Origin of the sequence: Bacterioplanoides sp. (assembly GCF_965219715.1) — a bacterium.
Lineage (GTDB): Bacteria > Pseudomonadota > Gammaproteobacteria > Pseudomonadales > Oceanobacteraceae > Bacterioplanoides.
This window is the reverse complement of record NZ_OZ244785.1, coordinates 1,875,397-1,894,099: the sequence shown is the minus strand read 5'-3', so window position 1 is coordinate 1,894,099 and position 18,703 is coordinate 1,875,397. Positions and strand designations below refer to the sequence as shown.

Genomic DNA, 18,703 nt, shown 5'->3' with positions numbered 1-18,703 from the left:
GTTAACGATATCCTCTCGGATTCTGGCTCTGCCAGTTCCAGCTATCCTGAACCATTTCTTTGAGTCCAAGCTCAGCTTGCCAATTCAGTTCCTTTTGGGCGCGGGTCACGTCGGCATAACATGCAGCCACATCACCAGGCCGGCGTTCAACAATTTGGTACGGAACTTCAATGCTATTCTCTTTGGCGAATGAGTTCACCATTTGTAAAACACTGACGCCATTACCTGTTCCCAGGTTGTAAGCCTGAACACCATCGATACCTTCAGCGGACAGCAATTTTTCGACCGCCTTAACGTGACCCTTAGCCAGATCGACGACATGAATGTAATCACGCACTCCGGTTCCATCGATGGTGTCGTAGTCGTCACCAAATACAGCCAGTTGCTTACGTCGGCCAACTGCTGTTTGGGTAATAAATGGCATCAGGTTGTTCGGAATATCGGATGGATCCTCGCCGATTTTGCCCGAAGGATGAGCACCTACCGGGTTAAAGTATCTGAGTAATGCAACTTGCCAGTTGTTATCACCGTTAGCCAGGGCATCGGCTGCTGGTAAATCCCTCAACATTTCTTCAATAATTAACTTCGAGCGACCGTAAGGGTTGGTGGCGCTGAGAGGCATATCTTCAGTGAGTGGCAATGTCTGCGGATCACCGTAAACCGTTGCGGAAGAACTGAACACCAGGTTTTTAATGCTCGCGTTTTTCATCGCTTCGCACAGTATTAAAGTGCTGATGAGGTTGTTGTTGTAATACATCAGGGGTTCGGCAACCGATTCCCCTACCGCTTTAAGGCCAGCAAAATGGATAACGGCGTTGATTGGGTAGTCCTTGAACAGAGATGCCATTAATGTTGCATCACGTACATCACCTTCGATAAAGGTCAGGGACTTTCCTGTGATTTCTTCAACCCGTTTGAGTGCTTCCGGGCTCGAGTTATCGAGGCTGTCGACTACCAAAACGTCAAAGTTATTGTTAAGTAATTCAATGCAGGTGTGAGAACCGATGTATCCTGCGCCGCCGGTGACAAGAATCATAAATCTTCCATGGAAATAGTTGCTTGGGCACTGCGCCCCGATGTCGGCGATTATAGGTAGTCAAAGGTCTGGTTAAAACAGTTAAGTGCATCGCTTTTTTAAATAACACATCTGTCAGCCACATTCGCTAGGGCATTGTCTTTTATCTGACTTGGTGCAGTGGTATTGTTGGCGCCAGTTTTTATATGGTCAGAGCTGATTCGGAATCAGCTGTTTGAAGGAATAGTGAGTAGCAAGATGAAGATTACTGTTGCAGGGACTGGTTATGTGGGCTTATCCAATGCGATGTTGCTGGCCCAGCATAACGAGGTCATAGCGCTGGACATTGATGAACATAAGGTTGCGCTATTGAACGAGCGCCAATCCCCGATTGTTGATGCCGAAATCGAGCAGTTCCTTGGTCGTGACGATCTGAGTTTCCGAGCCACCCTGGATAAGGCTGAAGCTTATAAAGATGCCAGCTTCGTTATTATTGCTACTCCAACGGATTATGATGTTGAAACCAACTACTTCAATACTTCCAGTGTTGAGGCGGTGATTCGTGATGTAATGAGCCATAACCCGGATGCTGTGATGGTGATTAAATCGACTATTCCGGTCGGCTTCACTCGCCGTATCAAGGAAGAAATGGGATCGGATAACATCATTTTCTCTCCAGAGTTCCTGCGTGAAGGTAAGGCACTTTACGATAACCTGTACCCGTCGCGCATTATTGTGGGTGAAGACAGTGAACGTGCTCGCCAGTTTGCAGGCTTATTGGCTCAGGGTGCTGTCAAAGAAGAAATTGCCCAGCTGTTTGTTGAATCTACCGAAGCGGAAGCCGTTAAATTGTTCTCCAATACGTATCTGGCAATGCGTGTTGCTTACTTTAATGAACTCGACAGCTATGCCGAAGTTCATGGGTTAAATCCCCGTCAGATTATTGAAGGTGTTGGCCTAGACCCTCGTATTGGCGACCACTACAACAACCCTTCTTTTGGTTACGGCGGTTACTGTCTGCCAAAAGATACCAAGCAGTTATTGGCCAACTTCAGCGAAGTGCCGAGTAATATGGTACGTGCCATTGTTGATGCAAATACCACCCGTAAGGATTTTGTCGCAGATTCAATTATTGCCCGTCGGCCGAAAGTGGTGGGTGTCTATCGCCTGGTGATGAAGTCTGGCTCTGATAACTTCCGCGCATCTGCCATTCAGGGCATTATGAAGCGTATTAAAGCCAAAGGTATTGAAGTGGTTATTTATGAACCAACCATGGATGAAGATGAATTCTTCCGCTCTCGGGTTGAGCGCGACCTGAACAACTTTAAAGCAGAAGCAGACGTTATCATCGCTAACCGTATGGCTGATGAACTACAGGATGTTGAAGCTAAAGTTTATACCCGGGATTTGTTTGGTAGTGATTGATAATATTATCTTTTACGCGATAAATTGATGAAAAAGTGGCCTGTATGGCCACTTTTTTTTGCTTATCTCACAGAAAATAAAAACATAATATGACTTAATACGACAAACGCTGGTTAAGTGATTATTCATGTGGTAATTTCCGCGCGTTTTCACCATACAGCTTTAGCAGGGATGCCGTAATGTCACAAAAAGGAATGATTCGCTCACGGCAGGGCAGCTTTGCCGCGGGCTACCGTCTGATTGATCTCGCTATTATTCTGGCCAGCTTGTTTATTTCAGCAAGCATGTACGGAATTATTCTGGATTCAATGTATTTATCCGCCGTGTTAATTGCGGCAGTTACCTTCTATTTAATGGCCGAGTCGTTTGGTATCTATGGCTCATGGCGAGCGGTCTCTCCAGCGAGAATGTTAATTGCTGCTGCTGGCTCCTGGGTGATTGCTTGTTTGTTACTGGTATTAATCGGATTTTTTGCCAAGGTCAGTGAAGATTTTTCGCGTGTGGTGATGGGCAGCTGGATGCTGGCGACGTTATTGATTCTGTGTGGCTGGCGTTTAGGTTTCCGTAAAGTGCTACAAATGATGAGGGTTCGTGGCTATAACAGTCGTCGCGCTGCTATTGTTGGCTTAAATGACAATGCCTTGCGTCTGCGTAGTCAATTAAATGATCATCCTGAGTTGGGTATTGAGTTTGATGGCTTCTTTGATGATCGCAGTCATGAGCGTTTCAGTGAAGATTACCCGGAAGAAAGGCTGGAAGGTACGATTCAAGCCTTACTCGACCGTACTAAATCAGGTGAATACGATCTGATCTTTATTGCATTGCCGTTAAAAGCACAAAAGCGTATTGCACAGATTTTAGAGCGTTGTGGCGATACCACGGCCAATGTGCACCTGATCCCGGACTTCTTTACTTATAACCTGATTAACGCCCGCCTGGGTGCTGTTGGTAACGTCCAGACTATCAGTATTTATGACACGCCGATCTTTGGTTTTAACGATATTTTAAAGCGTTTATTCGATATTGTTTTTTCTGCCTGTGTATTAACCCTGATTGCCATTCCGATGTTAATGATTGCCGCGGCGGTGAAGTTTACTTCCCGTGGACCGGTTATTTTTAAACAGTACCGCTACGGCCTGGACGGTCGCAAAATTCATGTATGGAAATTCCGCAGCATGACGGTGATGGATAACGGCGATAAGGTTGTGCAGGCGAAAAAAGGCGATGCACGTATTACCCCGGTGGGTGCCTTTATCCGTAAAACTTCTCTGGATGAACTGCCACAGTTTATTAATGTGCTGCAGGGCAGCATGTCGGTGGTCGGTCCACGCCCGCATGCGGTTGCTCATAACGAGGAATACCGCAAACTCATTCCTTATTATATGTTGCGCCATAAAGTAAAACCGGGCATTACCGGTTGGGCTCAGATCAATGGCTACCGCGGTGAGACGGATACACTGGATAAGATGGAAGGACGGGTTGATTACGATCTGGACTACATCCGTAACTGGTCTCTGTGGATGGATATCAAAATTGTCTTTATGACTGTATTTAAAGGCTTTACCGGCAGTAATGTGCATTAACAGACGCTGTTGGTCATTCTTAATTTATGCACTGATTTTACTCAGTCTCAGTGTCTGTAAGTCTTTTGCAATATTTACCCCGTATATTATGTCGCTGGAAAAACTGGCGGGCGGGGATAAATGGTTACATTTTTGGCTTGCTATGCCGCTACCGCTGTTACTGCTTTGGGCAACGGCTTTGTGCAAAACCGGTTTAATAAAACGTTTGGTTTTCTCATTTCTGTTTCTCTCGTTAGCAATTTTAAGTGATGAAATATTGCAATTCTGGTTGAGTCATCGTCATTTCGATTGGCTCGACAGCCTTTATGGTATCGGCGGAATTGTCAGTGGAAGTGTGATTTATCTGATTTCGCTCAGGTTAAAGTATTAAACTGAGCTTAGATTGATCACTTAGGAAAAAAAAACGTTTTTCCCCTGCTTTTAGGGGGTGACAAGGGAATATGCCGTAGCTAGTATAGCGGCCAAATTTAAATTTGATTTTTTATTAGGGGACTACTATGAAAGCCTGGAAGCTGGCACCTCTCGCTGCTGCTCTGACTAGCGCATCTGCATTTGCAGTTGAACCTGTAGGCATGGGGTTGGGTAATGGAGTTACATTTTTACCGAGTGTTGATGTAACCGTTTCTAACAACGACAACATCTACCTGCAGTCTGACGGTAAAGAAGTAGATTCTACCATCACCCGTATCGCGCCTCAGCTGGGCCTGACTGGTGACATGGGTAAAGTAAACTGGCAAGCAAACTACCGTGCTGAGCAGGGTGTATTTGGTCACGATGAAAACGATGACTACCTGGATCAGAAAATCGATGTTGCTGCTGGCTTTGCAATTAATGGCCGTAACGAAATCGACGTAAAAGCGGCTTTTAATGCCGATCACGATAACCGTGGTGCTGGTACTACTGAAGGTGATGCGGCTCTGTCTGTTGTTGATCCGGATGAGTTCGAAGAAACAACTGCTGGTCTGAAGTACACTTTCGGTGCTGATTCTTCTTTCGCGAATATCGAAGTTGAAGCTGACAGCTACCAGAAGCGTTACACCAACAACAAAGTTGATAAAGACGGTAACGCAACCGGTATCGAAAGCCGTGACCACAATAAAGTGACTGGCGCAGCTGCTCTGAAACTGAACCTGAGCCCAGCGACTCAAGGTCTGTTAGAAGTTTCTCAGACTAACATCAGCTACGAAGAAGATTCTGCTGATAAGCGTGAAGGTGACATCCTGAAAGTGCTGATTGGTGCAAGCTGGGATATCACTGGTAAAACATCCGGTGAATTCAAAATCGGTAGCGCTAGCCGTGACTTCAAAAATTCTGATATCGATTCCAACACTCGTATCAGTTGGGAAGGTAACCTGAGCTGGAACCCGGTTACTTATTCAACGCTGACTCTGAGCACTTCTCAGAACAACAACGAAACTAATGGTGCGGGTAACTATATTGCTAACACCAATACCGTTGTAAACTGGAACCACACTTTCTCTACCTTCATTTCTGCAGGTATTGAAGCGTCTCGTGCTTCTGATGAGTATGTTGGTGACGACACTGTAAACGGTTCTGCTCGTAAAGACGAAACCATCTCTTACGGTCTGAACGTAACTTACTCGCCAAAAACCTGGGTAGATATTAAAGCTTCCCTGAAGCAGTCTGATCGTGATTCGAACAACGACACGCTGGACTACGACTCTCAGGTAGTAAACTTAGGTGTTACTTTAGCATTATAATTTAACGCTTAGTTCACGTATAATAAGCGGCCTGACAAGGCCCGGAATAAAGAGCAAGCAATTTGCTGGTGGAGTTTTCTCCGCTTTATTTCGGATGTTGTCGGGCCGTTTTTTTATATGGCGTGAATAAAATGCCATTGAGAGTGCGTAAGTGTTACAGGATGTCCGCATGTTTCGTTTTATCAGCTGTTTGCTGCTCGTTTGTTTGCCTTTTTTCTCCTCCGCTGAAATCAATCGTTATCGTTTAGGTGCCGGTGACCTGATTAATATCAGTGTTTACGACGAGAAAGATCTGACTCTGGAAGTTCGTATTGGTTTGTCCGGTCAGATTTCTTATCCGTTGTTAGGGGATGTTGTGGTGTCTGGTTTAAGCCCAAAGGAATTGGAGCAAAAACTGACCGCAGGGTTAAAAGGCCCTTATCTGATTGACCCAAGTGTTACTGTGTCGATCATCGAATACCGCCCGTTTTATGTTACCGGTGAAGTCAAAAAACCGGGTAGTTATGCCTTTCACCCAGGGTTAACCGTTGATCGTGCGATATCCATTGCCGGTGGTTTTACCGAGCGCGCCTCCAAAGGCAGCATTTATGTTAAGCATGATGAACGCAAGCAATCTTCTGAATTGAATCAGTCTGATGCAGAAGACAAAGATGCAGAGCAGGAAGAAAAGGAATCGGTTGAAATCTACGATGTAGTTCAGCCGGGAGATGTAATCACTGTTGAGCAGAGCTTCTTCTGATAGTGATTAATGATGGAAAATAAAGCGAAGTACCAGACCATGAATGATTCCGCCGTTGAAGTGATCGACCTCAGTTATTATTGGCAGGTTGTACGCCGTCAGCTGAAAATGATCATCGCCTTATCGATTATTGCCACATTAATTTCAGTGTTGGTGGTGTTGTCGATGACACCCAAATACAAGGCAACCACCACAATCCTGATCGAAGCTGAGGAAGCAAAGGTTCTATCAATTGAAGAGGTTTACGGTTTATCGGGTAAGTCCTCTGAGTACTTTCTGACCCAGTTCGAAATTCTAAAATCACGCGAAATGGCCAAGCGTGTCGTGGAAAAACTGAATCTGGTTAATGATCCTGAATTTAACCCGTTTCATCCTTCTGTTAAGAAAGGCTTTAGTTTAAAAGCTTTTATTCTTGGTGAAGGGGAGCCGCCTACTGAGAAAAAAATTCTTGATGCAACCATTGATAATTTTTGGGATGTCATCAGTGTTTCACCGGTACGGAAAACTCAGCTGGTTAAGGTATCGGTTGAAACAGAAGATAAAGATCTTGCACCAATCGCTGCCAATGCGGTTGCTCAGGCGTATATTGAAAGCCAGTTAGAAGCCAAAGTGGGTGTAACTCAACAAGCGGCCGACTGGTTGGGCGACCGTCTGGGTGGCTTAAAAACAAAATTGGAAAATTCGGAGCGCGAGCTGCAGGATTTCCGTGAAAAAAATAATCTGATCGATGTTAAGGGCGTGAATACCCTGTATGCCAAAGAACTGGATCAGATTACCGAAAAGCTTGTTGATTCCCGTAATAATCGCCTGAATATCGAAGGTACTTACACTCAGCTGCAGAAGATTAAACAGTTAAGTTACGAAAACCTCAGCTCTTTGCCGGTTATTCTGAAAAACCCGTTAATCGTTAAATTACGAGAGAACGAAACCACGGCAGAATTAAAAGTATCTGAATTAAGCAAGCGTTACGGCCCTAAGCACCCTCGTATGATTGCGGCACAATCCGATCTGGATGCTGTACGTGAATCGGTATTAACTCAGATGAAACGCCTGGCATCCGGTATTAAGCAGGATTATCAGGTGGCTAAGACTCAGGAACGCTCATTAGAAAAAGCGTTAAATGAAGTTAAGAAAAAAATTCAGAGTCTGAACCGCACTGAGTTTGAATTAAGTGAATATACCCGCGAAGTTCAGGCGAACCGTTCTTTGTACAACGCCTTCTTTAAGCGTATTCGTGAGACATCGGAAACCGGAGATTTACAAACGGCTAATGCACGGATTGTTGACCCGGCTGTTTTACCAGAAGCACCGTTTAAACCTAAGAAGAAGCTGATTGTTTCTTTAGTTATGGTTGTAAGTGTGATGTTTGGTATTGCTCTGGCGTTTTTACGTGATGCGCTGGATGCGACGGTAAAAAATGCTGAAGATGTGGACCGTAAACTGGGCTTCGCTATGTTGGGTCTGGTACCCATGATGAAACGTGAAAAAGCTCTGCCGGATACGCCGGAAAATGCAATGGCCAGGGCGTTTGCTCATAATGGTACCCACGGATTTAAAGAATCGGTACGTACTCTGAGAACCAGTTTAACCCTGGCGTCGCTGGAAAGCCCGGCCCAGGTATTATTGTTTACCTCTTCGGTACCGGCAGAAGGTAAAACCACAACGTCATTAAACCTGGCGACCGCTTATGGTCAGATGGAAAAAGTGTTGTTGATTGACGCCGATATGCGTCGTCCGACTGTGGCGAAGCAGTTGCGTTTGCCATCCGGCAGCAAAGGCTTATCGAACGCTGTGGCCAACCCGGAAACATTGGATGAGTGCATTTATTCACTCGAAGATATGAATATCGATGTGATTCCGGCTGGCTTTATTCCTCCGAATCCTCTGGAATTGTTATCGTCGAAAAACTTCACCAATCTGCTGGAAACACTGAAGGGTCGTTACCAGCGAATCATCATTGACTCAGCACCAATGCAGGCGGTAAGTGATGCACTTTATCTGTCTACGTTAGCTGACGGTGTGGTATACGTTATCAAATCTGATGCCACCAAAGATAAGCTGATTAAAGGTGGTCTGGGCCGTCTGGATGACTCTAATGCCCGCATCCTGGGTGTTGTTCTGAACCAGGTAGACGTTGATAAAGAAGCTAAGTACGGCGGTCATTACGGCGGTTATTACGATACCTATGAATATAAAGCGAGCAGTTAATGTTAACCGCTTGCTGCAAGCGGTTGTTGGTGTGCTCTTTATTGCAACCATGCAGGTATTTCTGGTATCTGCATTGGTTGCGATTGGTAAACAGCAAACGGTGACAACCAGTGATAACACTTGGTTGGAATTAGCTGATGTATTGTCGTTTTCGGACCCCGAAGTCTTTGCAGCCTTAGCAACGTATCAGCGGGAACAAGCGGTTCTGTCAGGTGAAGATAAGCGTGCTCCTCTATTGCAACAATCGTTGCTGAACTGGGAGCAGGCCATCGAATCCCGACCGCTATGGCCGTATCATCATTTAAATGCGTTACACGTTGAGGTGATGTTGAATAAACCAGCGCTGGATATTCAGCAACGCATCGATACGGTGATCAGCCAAACCCCGAATGAACGGGGCATGGACAAGTATTTGGTTGAGCTCGCTGTGTTCTCATGGCCGAAACTAAACCGGGATCAACGACGCTGGATCAGCGATCGTCTTGATATCCTGAGTGGCAAAGAGTTGAAATACGTACTGAAGGCGGCGGAGCGCATTAACCGCAAAACACTGGTGTGTGTTCATTTGCCGATTAAAAAGTCGCGCCGCTACTGCAAATGAAGCTGAAGCCAATTAAAGGCTATTTTGGCTTCCTGAACTTAAGCGTCATACGATCACTTTCGCCGATGCTTAAGTACTTTTCTTTATCCTGATCACCCAGTCGTAGTGACGGTGGCAACGTCCAGACGCCACGCGGATGATCCTTGTCGTCTTTTATGTTGGCGTTAATTTCTGAAGCGCCTGCGAATTCAAATCCCGCTTTTTTTGCCAGTTGCTTAACATAAGCTTCACTGACGTAACCGCTTTTAACCATTTGTTCATAGCTGAAAGTATCCGGTGCTCTGTGTTCCACCACACCAAGAATACCGCCCGGTTTTAAAGCATCAAAAGCAGCGTTAAATACCGCCTGTTCCTGTTGATTACGCATCCAGTTGTGGACATTACGGAAGGTAAATACTTTATCCACAGAACCCGCTTCCGCCAGTGTCAGGTGTTTTGGTGGCTCCAGTAAGCTGATTTGAATATTGCCGTAAAGCTTAGGATTGCTCAGGAATTTCTCATCAAACTGAGCGCGCATTCGACGGAAGAATCCTACTTTCGAATCTTCTGGCCAGTGAGCTGCAATCAATTGGCCATCGGTTTTAACTGCCGGTGCCAGAATCTGGGTATACCAGCCACCGCCGGGCCAGATTTCAACCACGGTATCGCTGTTCTTTAATTCGAAGAAATGCAGGGTTTGTTGAGGATTGCGGAACTGATCACGCTGTTGTTCTTTTGCGCTTCGGTGTGACTGATCGGAGAAGGTCAGTGGTTGCTGCACGGTATTGCAGGCGGTTAACGCACTGCCTGCTAACAGCAGTAAAGCCATGGTTTTAAATGAAGTGGATTTAGGTTTGATCATTTCAGCCATGGCTTGTCCCTCTGATGATGAATACGGCTCTGTGGTTATTGCAGCAGCGCCGGGTTGTTGTTTTCGAGTTTATGACACTCGCCGGCTTCACCAAGTTCCACTTCCCATGGTGGATTTGGTCGAACGCTGTCGATAACAAAATCAACGAAGCTCCGTACCTTCGCCGACAGGTGACGATTACTTGGGTACAAGGCATGAATTGGATTGGCTTCGAATGGCCAGTCACACAGTACCGGCACCAGGTTATCGGAACGAATAGCTGAGGCAGCAATTAACATGGGCAGTGGTGCGATACCAACACCAGACAGGGCCAGAGTGTAAAGGCTGGCGAAGTCGTTAACCTGAAGTCGTGGTTTCACCTGAACGCTGAATTCTTCTTCGTTTGGACCAACCAGTGACCAGCTGTTCCATTCCGGTGAGCTTAATAAAGTGTGGTTTGCCAGGTCAGACGGATGTTGCGGTGAACCATGGCGCGCAAGGTAATCCGGGCTGGCGCATAACAGGCCACGAACATCACCCAGATGACGACCAATCAGGGAAGAATCTTCCAGCTGGCCGATACGGAACGCAATGTCGATACCTTCCTGTACCAGATCCAGCTTCTGATCGGATAACACCAGATCAATCGATACCTGTGGATGTTGCTCCATGTATTCAGCAACCAGGCTGCTTAACACCGTTGATCCAAACAGCACGGGGGCAGTGATGCGGAGTGTGCCGGTTGGTGTACTCTGCATCTGGGTAACCGCGATATTGGCTTCTTCGATTTCGCTGAGGATACGGGCGCAGTGGTTGTAATAAGCATTGCCGGTATCGGTAAGACGTAAGCTACGGGTGGTACGCTGAATCAGGCGAATGCCTAAACGTTCTTCCAGTTGAGTGATCTTACGGCTGACGGTGGACTTCGGCAGACCGAGGTTTTTTGCCGCGCCGGTAAAGCTGCCGGCTTCTACTACGTGAACGAATATCGCCATTTCGTTCAGATCGAACTCTTCACGTTTACCAATTAACATGGACTGCTCTCCAGATAGCAAGATGCGAGGTATGAGTCACAGTATGGGGCTACTTTCGGAGAATTAAAGCTTTTTGGAACAATTTGCTATAAAAATACCCGATTGATCCATGAATTTGATATTCCTATCACTTCAATGGGCTCAAATCGGGTATTCAGCAGCTGTTCTCAGCGGTTTCACTAGCAACCGAACAACTGCTTGTTATCACAAATGACCCTTACTGCAGCTGTAAAAGATGACAGCTGCCATAGGTTACAGCTTAGCTTTAATACCAAACGACACTATGGTTGGCAGGTCAGTCACTTCCTCACGATTACTGTAGTCAGCTCCCTCGTACTCGTAATCTACGACATTGCTGCGGCCATAAAGGTTCAGAATTTCTGCATAAAAATCCATTTCCCAGGTTTTGAAGACAAAGGTCCGGTCGGCGCGTACATCCAGCTTGTGGTAAGCCGGCAAGCGCTGGGAGTTGGTTTCGCCATACACTGGGTTGTACAACTTAGGATCGTTTTTATCCTGTTCTGCCCGCAGTAGTGGTGTGATCAGCTGACCACTCTGGTAGCGCCATTTAAAACCAATCTGCCAGTGTTTGTTGTATTGGTAGTTTGCCACCATATTGATGATCACTGGCTGATCGTAGTTATAGCGGAACTCTTTATTGGTCAGTTGATCCTTACGCTCGGTACGGGAGTAGGCAGCAGACAGCCAGCCGTACCATTTGTCGGTCAGGTTCTTGTTGATGAAGAATTCCATACCCCAGGCGGTGCCATCGGCATCGTTGGTGTAGCGGGGCAGGGCATTGTAAGCCGCTTTGTCCGCTTCTTTACTCAGATCGTAGCCGTAAAAATCCGGATCCGGGCGTGCGATGATAATGTCGTCGAGATTTTTGTAGTAGGCTTCGACCTTCCATAACAGATCATCCGCCAGCTCATTTTCGATACCAATTTCATAGTGGTCAGCTGTTGGCTGTTTCAGGTTACGGTTACCAAACTCCGGCGTATAAGAACCAAAGTTATCCGGCAGGATGTGGTACTGACCATAGCCAGACGTGAAAGCCCAGTTCTCACGGAACTCCCAGCGGCTGTTCAGTTTCGGTTCGGTGAAATCCTGTTTGGTGTAATCGTCACTGGACACCAATACCCCCGGCGTTAATGTCCAGGTTGGCGTAACCGACCAGACATCGGCAACGCTGGCGTACCAGGTGGTAACTATTGGCTTACCTTTGCCTTTGATGGTTTCACTACCATCAACAATTCGGCAATCCGGATCAAATTCATCACAGGCCGGTGCATTAAACTGACCGTTGTAACCGATATGAGCTTCTTTTAATTGCAGACCCCATTGCAGTTCGTGATCAAAATTAATCGGATAGCTGAATTGTGAACGCAGGTGGTAAGAGTTCACTTTTACGTCGATACGATTTTCCTGGCCGATACCAAAACCAAATTTCTCTTCCAGTTGCGAGAAGCCAATTTTGTGAGTCAGGCCAGAGTCATACAGTTTGTCCCACACCAGGCCCTGGGTGTTAAAGAAGGCTTTATAGCGCAGGCCACCTTTAAGGCCCGGGTCCTGCAGTACTTCGTCGGAGTCTTCGTCGAATAAAATTCCGCCTTTATCCTGTGCGCCAATTACCTGAAATGTCAGGTTTTCATTATTGCTGATGCGCCAGGTGTATTTACCCTGGTAATCGTAGAACTCGGGAACCTGGGTGAATTTAAAGTCTTCGTCGTCGAGGAAGTTTTCGATGTAATACTGAAACAAACTCTGGCGTGCGGAAAAATAAAAAGCCTGGTTATCAGTCACCTGATTTTCAACAAAAATACCGGCTTTCAGCAGACTGAAGTCAATAATGGTCTGATCCCGGTCCTGGTAAGGCAGGCGTGAATCGGCATCGATAACTGCACCAGTAGCGTTGTTATATTCCGGACCAAAGGCTGCAGCTTCCAGTTTAAAATCTTTGACGACGTTATCGTTCAGAATACTGCTGCCGTCCTGATGGAAGATATAACCCACCGGCAGGAAATCAATAATATAGGCGTTGTCTTCCGGCGACGAACCCCGTACGGCTGGCTCAGAGCGGCGACCGCTTGAGAACACCACGCCGGGCAGGCTCTCAATGGCACGCAGCGGGTCATTACCGGAACCCGGTACGCGCAGCAGTTTATCGGTTGAGATTTCAGCCAGTGGCGTATCATCGCCCTGAACCTTGACGCTATCCAGCTCGACGGTTGCTGTTTTTTCAGCACTGGTCTGAGTGTCTGTACTGGTTTGAGTTTCTGCTGTCGCAAAAAGCGGCGAGAGCAGTAATAAACTCCCGACCGTAGTCTGTAATATCCGTGGGGCTGACATTAGGCGTTCCATAAGATTTCCCTGATCAAGGTATTTTGCCTGTTATTGTGTCTTGTGTTTATTAACAGCAGCTGAATTTTCGTTATAAATTTGTTACTCGCCATCAAAATAACGATAACGGATATCAACTTGCTGACCTTGCTGGTCATTATCCTGAATATTACTCAAACCGCGATACCGCAGTAAGCGTTGAGTGGAACGCTGGTACTCGAGCTCAATAGGATCCAGCAGCCAGGATAACAGGGAAGAGCGCAACGTCATGGTAATTTTCAATGGCTGCTGTAAACGTTCCGGGTTGCTGGCTTCAACCTCAAAGTTCACGCTGGTCTGGCGGGCGACGGAAGCAAAGCTGAAAGGCACGGTTTTGCCGGCTGATAACGCTTGCCAGTGCTTGCGGATAAAATCGTCAAAGCCAGCATCAATTACCAGTTCATAGTCAAAATCATCGATAACTTTGCTGCTTGTGGTGCCATTCTCCTGTAGCGTCAGGCGCCAGCCCTTTGCCAGTTGCTCCGATTGTTCGGAATAGTTATGACGTAAATCTTTGAGAATAAAATCCGGTTGTGTCGCCGCATTAGAATACTGGTTGGTTTTTTCTGCGATTAATTCACCGTCCGCGGAAAAGTATTCAACCTGGCGAGTGACCGGAATAAGCTTCCCTTGTTTATCGTGGCGCTGAGTCAGGCTGTGTTGCTCGCGGTACAGCAGTTTATCAGGCCGCTCCAGGTCATAAGCTTCGCCGATGTAATCGAGAGAGATCGTTTGTGCCTGTGCGATATTTGTCGTCAGTGCAGCTGCAACGACAACATAAGAGAGGATACTGACGTTAAACGACATCATGGCGTTGCTCCATCGTTGCATCCTGTTTTTGTCCCTGCTGGTTTTTCTGATTAAGCTTTGGTTGGCGTAGCTGAGCAGACACCCACACCAGTAAGGCTGCCCAGAACAGACTGATCGCAACAAAGGCTGCAGGCGTTGCTTCGACAGCACCTAATTTACTGCCAAGAAAATAACTCCAGGGCGCACCGGCAGCTCCGAACAAGGCTGCGAACCAATAGCGTTTTAACAGTCCGGCCAGTGAATGACGTAATGTGGCAGCAAACGCCAGCCATAACGCCATTAACCAGAATGGAATAATAAATGACGTATGTTGTGGAAAAGACAGCCAGCCCAAATGAAACAGCAAGGTATCAAAACCAATACCGAGCGAAATGACCGGCAGAATTAAATGGAACTCCTGCTGTAAATCAGATCGCTCAACCACCCAACCAACATGCACAACCGCCAGCAGTATTAATCCCATGAGCGCCCAGATATCGCCACCGATCACACAGGCTACCCAGCACAATTGAAATAACACAGCGTTGGCCAGAATTTTTGGCCAGTTATTGCTCCCGGCGGAAGTCATGTTAAAACTCCCGGGCTTCGGGCAAAGCCGTCTTAGCTTCAGGTGAAGCCTGTTGAATCTGAGGTGAAGCCTCTTGAACAGATGAATTAACCGCCATACCGTCAGTAAGATTGCCCAGTACCGGCTGGCGACGGTTATAAGGTTTGGCAAACATCAGCTGTACGTCACCAATGACCCGCTCGGCGAAGCCACCTTCACAATAAGCAAAATAGAAGTCCCACAAACGGATAAAGGTATCGTCGTAGCCCAATGATTTGATCTGTTGCTGATTCTCAAGAAAACGCTTGCGCCACTCCGCCAGGGTGCGGGCATAGTGTGGTGTGATGTCTTCCATATGAGTCATTTTCATATCCGACGCCTGGGTAACTGCACTCTGGATCGCGGTCACACAGGGGATAAAACTACCAGGGAAAATATAGCGCTTAATAAAGTCGACTTCGGTTTTTGCTTGCTCATAGCGCTGATCGTCGATGGTGATGGCCTGAATCAAAGCAACACCGTCGGTTTTTAATAACGCGCTACAGGCATCGATATAGGTGTTAAGGTAGTGATAGCCCACCGCTTCAATCATTTCGATGGAAACCAGCTTATCGAATTGCCCGGCACGTTCGCTGGCTAATACACGGTAATCCTGCTTCAGCAGGGTAATTTTATCTTCCAGTCCCTGTTCTCTGACTTTGGCTTGCGCCCAGGCGTACTGTTCATCAGAAATGGTTGTGGTGGTTACCCGGCAACCATAATGTTTCGCCGCATGAATCGCCATCGAGCCCCAACCGGTACCAATTTCAACCAAATGGTCTTCGGGTTGCAGGTCGAGTTTCTGGCAAATGCGATCCAGTTTGTATACAGATGCCTGTTCCATGGTGGCATCGTCACTGGGAAAAATACCGCTGGAATACATCATGGTTGGATCGAGGAACAACTCAAACATGTCGTTACCCAGATCGTAATGGGCCGCAATATTTCGCTTTGAGCCTTTTTCAGTGTTTTTATTCAGCTGGTGAAAGAACTTCAACGCAATTTTCCCAACGGTAGCCCAGCCGCCGTCAATCTGATCCACCACGTCTTTATTTAACGCCAGCACACGGATGACCATTGGCAGGTCCGGACTGCTCCAGTCGTGGGTCATATAGGCTTCACCTGCACCCACGCTGCCGTATAACGCAATGTTGCGGTAGGCTTCAAAATCATGAATATCAATTCGCGCGTTATGTTGCTGATAGCGTCCGGAATTTTCCGATTGACCAAAGCGGAAGGTTTGGTCACCTTCAGTGATGATTAATGAACCGGTATGCAGTTTTTTCAGTGTACTGAATAATCCCTGGCGACACAGGCGGTCGAGCCAGTGCATGTTTTGGCTATCGGAAGCGAGTGTTTTAGCTGACGAAGTTTTCATAACATTGACTCCTTTTGATGCACCGCTTGGTCATCACTGGTCGGTTTGGAAGAATATTGTGCGGGGTGCTTGTGGCGAAAAGTGTGTTCTGGCTGGTTGTGAGGATGATCATAAAAAGGCGAGCGTTTTAACCAGAGCTTCAGTGCGTTCCAGTAAATTCCGGCAAAGACCTTCAATGTCATCAGCGGGTATTGGCGCAGTACCTGATTCATGCTCTGAGTGGTAAAAGGTTCGGCACTCAGACGCATAGTGGCATCAAACTCACGCTGCTCATCCAGGTAATTTTCCATGTGAATCAGCATTTCATCCCCAGGTTGTTGCATTACCCAGCGGTATTGCATATCCAATGGATTAAAGGGGGAAACATGGAAACTTTTATTAAACCGGTAGTGACGTGCTGGCTGATTTTCCGGGCCGCTGGTGGAAGTTGCAGCAATAGCCCTGCAGTCTGTTAGAGGCTGTGGCTGTGGTTGAGATTGTGGCTGAGATTGAGGTTGTGGTTTCTGCTGATGCTGCGTATCGACACCAGGCTCCATTAAGGTGTAATGAAAGCGTTCATCCCAGGGAGTGTTGGTAATTTCTGCCAGCGTTCCCAGTAATTTGCCATGGTCGTCATAGCAATAATAAAAAGACACCGGGTTAATCAGATAGCCGAAGTAGCGCAAATTGGTCAGCAGTTTGACTTTGCTGGCTCGTAACCCCGTGTCGCGATAAAACTGAGCAATAACAGCGTGTTTTAAATCAGCACTGTCTGAATCCATGATGTAACTGCCATTAGCGCTGTTATCCCGCTGACTGCGGGTAACAGCAGCGGCAAAATAATCACGACGGCGAAATTGCGCCGGAGCCCATCGCCGGGTGGACCAGAATGAAGAACGACTGAAGATATCATCCACTTCATCGAGATCGAGCAACACCATAAAAACCTGATAAGTGAATTCATGCTTCACTTTGGTGTGGCGACGATGGCGTACCCAGCCTTTATAAATGCAGCTGTCCATCAGGCCACCTGATTCTGCTCGGCATTTGTTTGTTTTTGATCGTCCTGATTTTTCTGATCCGGGTTGTGCTGATCTGGATTGTGATTGCTCAGGTCGATGCCAAACGATTTACAAACCCGCAGCGCACTGTTGACGCCATCCTCGTGGAAACCATTCAGCCAGTAAGCACCACAAAAATGGGTATGGTGTTTGTTATTAATCAGGTAGTGATTCTTTTGCGCCCGCATGCCTTCCAGGGTAAACACCGGATGAGCGTAATTGAAAATCCGGATGATTTTATCCGGGTTGATATCTTCAGTTTTATTTAACGTGACGCAGAAGTGTTCCGGGCAGTGATCGAAGTTCTGCAGACGGTTCATATAATAGGTCACCGCCACCGTTTCTCGATCGCTTTTTTCTTCATCGATGTGATAATTCCACGCCGCCCAGGCAGTTCTGCGTTTTGGCAAAATGGTGTGGTCAGTATGTAACACCACTTCGTTCATCTGATAAGGAATGGCGCCGAGTACTTGTTGCTCGTCCGTGGTGGCATCCGCCAGCATTGATAACGCCTGATCGCTGTGACAGGCAAAAATGACTTCATCAAACTGGCTGGTCATTTCCTGCCCTTGCTTGCGGAAGCAGATTTCTGCACCGTTGATATTGCGGTTGACCCGGATCACTGGGGTACGCAAGTGAACCTGATTAACCGGCAATAGTTCTGTGATTGCACGAACATAAGAACGTGAACCGCCACTGATCACACGCCATTGCGGACGGTCGTCGACACTTAACATGCCGTGGTTATTAAAGAAGCGAACGAAGAAATACAGCGGGAATGACATCATCATTTCTTCGCTGGCAGACCAGACCGCAGCCCCCATAGGGATAATGTAGTAACGGCGGAAATAATCGCCGTAACCTTTACGGCTCAGGTAGCTGCCTAAGGTTTCGTTGCGATTGATTTCATCGGCTGCAAGTTCCGCACGTGTTTCTTTATTGAAGCGTAAAATATCACGCAGCATCAGCCAGAATTTGGGGTTAAACAGATTGGAGCGTTTGGCAAACAGCGAGTTAAAATCATGGCCATTGTATTCCATGTCTTTTAACGGTGCTTTTACACTGAAGCTCATGTCTGAATCTTCACTGGCCACACCAAGTTGATCCATCAGCTCGATAAAATTCGGATAGGTCCAGTCGTTAAATACAATAAATCCTGTATTAACCGGATAGGTTTCTCCGGCGAGTTCGACATCGGTGGTTTGGGTGTGGCCGCCCAGATAATCATTTGCTTCAAACAAATGAACATCGTGCTGGTGGTTCAGCAGGTAAGCCGATGTCAGTCCGGAAATACCAGAACCAATAATGGCAATTTTTTTACGACAAGAACGGTCTGCAGCAGTTGTTGGATTCAT

At 46.9% G+C, this 18,703-nt stretch carries 16 protein-coding genes; 7 read left to right on the top strand and 9 right to left on the bottom strand.

From position 1 onward, the window contains the following. Window position 1: 1 nt before the first annotated feature. Window positions 2-1,036, bottom strand: a complete 1,035-nt coding sequence (gene galE / locus ACOQOZ_RS09105) for a UDP-glucose 4-epimerase GalE (RefSeq protein WP_420591956.1) — start codon at window positions 1,034-1,036, stop codon at window positions 2-4. A 237-nt stretch (window positions 1,037-1,273) separates the two neighbouring features. Between galE and ACOQOZ_RS09100 the strand changes: the two genes are divergently transcribed. The 7 genes from ACOQOZ_RS09100 to ACOQOZ_RS09070 all read left to right on the top strand — a co-directional run bounded on the left by ACOQOZ_RS09100 (window position 1,274) and on the right by ACOQOZ_RS09070 (window position 9,292). Further along, on the top strand, window positions 1,274-2,440 hold the full coding sequence (locus ACOQOZ_RS09100; RefSeq protein WP_420591955.1) for a nucleotide sugar dehydrogenase: 1,167 nt from the start codon (window positions 1,274-1,276) through the stop codon (window positions 2,438-2,440). Window positions 2,441-2,619: 179 nt separating this feature from the next. Further along, window positions 2,620-4,023, top strand: coding sequence for an undecaprenyl-phosphate glucose phosphotransferase (locus tag ACOQOZ_RS09095; RefSeq protein ID WP_420591954.1), 1,404 nt, complete (start codon window positions 2,620-2,622; stop codon window positions 4,021-4,023). A gap of 88 nt (window positions 4,024-4,111) precedes the next feature. Next, window positions 4,112-4,393: a VanZ family protein gene (locus ACOQOZ_RS09090; RefSeq protein ID WP_420591953.1), complete on the top strand. Its 282-nt coding sequence runs from the start codon at window positions 4,112-4,114 to the stop codon at window positions 4,391-4,393. Window positions 4,394-4,520: 127 nt separating this feature from the next. Next, entirely contained in the window at window positions 4,521-5,744 is a 1,224-nt protein-coding gene (locus ACOQOZ_RS09085; RefSeq protein WP_420591952.1) for an outer membrane beta-barrel protein, read from the top strand. Window positions 5,745-5,913: 169 nt separating this feature from the next. Beyond that, on the top strand, window positions 5,914-6,483 hold the full coding sequence (locus ACOQOZ_RS09080) for a polysaccharide biosynthesis/export family protein (protein ID WP_420591951.1): 570 nt from the start codon (window positions 5,914-5,916) through the stop codon (window positions 6,481-6,483). A 9-nt stretch (window positions 6,484-6,492) separates the two neighbouring features. After that, complete coding sequence (locus ACOQOZ_RS09075) at window positions 6,493-8,691, top strand: GumC family protein (protein ID WP_420591950.1); 2,199 nt, start codon at window positions 6,493-6,495, stop codon at window positions 8,689-8,691. Next, window positions 8,669-9,292 (top strand): hypothetical protein, encoded by a 624-nt coding sequence (locus tag ACOQOZ_RS09070; RefSeq protein WP_420591949.1) that lies wholly within the window; start codon window positions 8,669-8,671, stop codon window positions 9,290-9,292. Before ACOQOZ_RS09075 ends, ACOQOZ_RS09070 begins: the two co-directional genes overlap by 23 nt. A 19-nt stretch (window positions 9,293-9,311) precedes the next feature. Here ACOQOZ_RS09070 and ACOQOZ_RS09065 read toward each other — a convergent pair whose 3' ends face one another. The 8 genes from ACOQOZ_RS09065 to ACOQOZ_RS09030 form a co-directional block, all read right to left on the bottom strand. Then, window positions 9,312-10,142: a class I SAM-dependent methyltransferase gene (locus ACOQOZ_RS09065; RefSeq protein WP_420591948.1), complete on the bottom strand. Its 831-nt coding sequence runs from the start codon at window positions 10,140-10,142 to the stop codon at window positions 9,312-9,314. Between the two features lie 35 nt (window positions 10,143-10,177). Beyond that, a complete protein-coding gene (locus tag ACOQOZ_RS09060; RefSeq protein ID WP_420591947.1) occupies window positions 10,178-11,155 on the bottom strand; it encodes a LysR substrate-binding domain-containing protein in 978 nt (325 codons plus the stop codon). A gap of 252 nt (window positions 11,156-11,407) precedes the next feature. After that, entirely contained in the window at window positions 11,408-13,516 is a 2,109-nt protein-coding gene (locus tag ACOQOZ_RS09055) for a TonB-dependent receptor plug domain-containing protein (RefSeq protein WP_420591946.1), read from the bottom strand. Between the two features lie 81 nt (window positions 13,517-13,597). Beyond that, a complete protein-coding gene (locus ACOQOZ_RS09050) occupies window positions 13,598-14,365 on the bottom strand; it encodes a hypothetical protein (RefSeq protein WP_420591945.1) in 768 nt (255 codons plus the stop codon). Further along, a complete protein-coding gene (locus ACOQOZ_RS09045) occupies window positions 14,331-14,912 on the bottom strand; it encodes a DUF2878 domain-containing protein (RefSeq protein ID WP_420591944.1) in 582 nt (193 codons plus the stop codon). Before ACOQOZ_RS09045 ends, ACOQOZ_RS09050 begins: the two co-directional genes overlap by 35 nt. Window position 14,913: 1 nt before the next feature. Then, window positions 14,914-16,308, bottom strand: a complete 1,395-nt coding sequence (locus ACOQOZ_RS09040) for a class I SAM-dependent methyltransferase (protein WP_420591943.1) — start codon at window positions 16,306-16,308, stop codon at window positions 14,914-14,916. Then, on the bottom strand, window positions 16,305-17,309 hold the full coding sequence (locus ACOQOZ_RS09035) for a DUF1365 domain-containing protein (RefSeq protein WP_420591942.1): 1,005 nt from the start codon (window positions 17,307-17,309) through the stop codon (window positions 16,305-16,307). Before ACOQOZ_RS09035 ends, ACOQOZ_RS09040 begins: the two co-directional genes overlap by 4 nt. Next, window positions 17,309-18,703 carry an NAD(P)/FAD-dependent oxidoreductase gene (locus ACOQOZ_RS09030; RefSeq protein ID WP_420591941.1) on the bottom strand — a complete coding sequence of 465 codons (1,395 nt, stop codon included), beginning with the start codon at window positions 18,701-18,703 and terminating at the stop codon, window positions 17,309-17,311. Before ACOQOZ_RS09030 ends, ACOQOZ_RS09035 begins: the two co-directional genes overlap by 1 nt.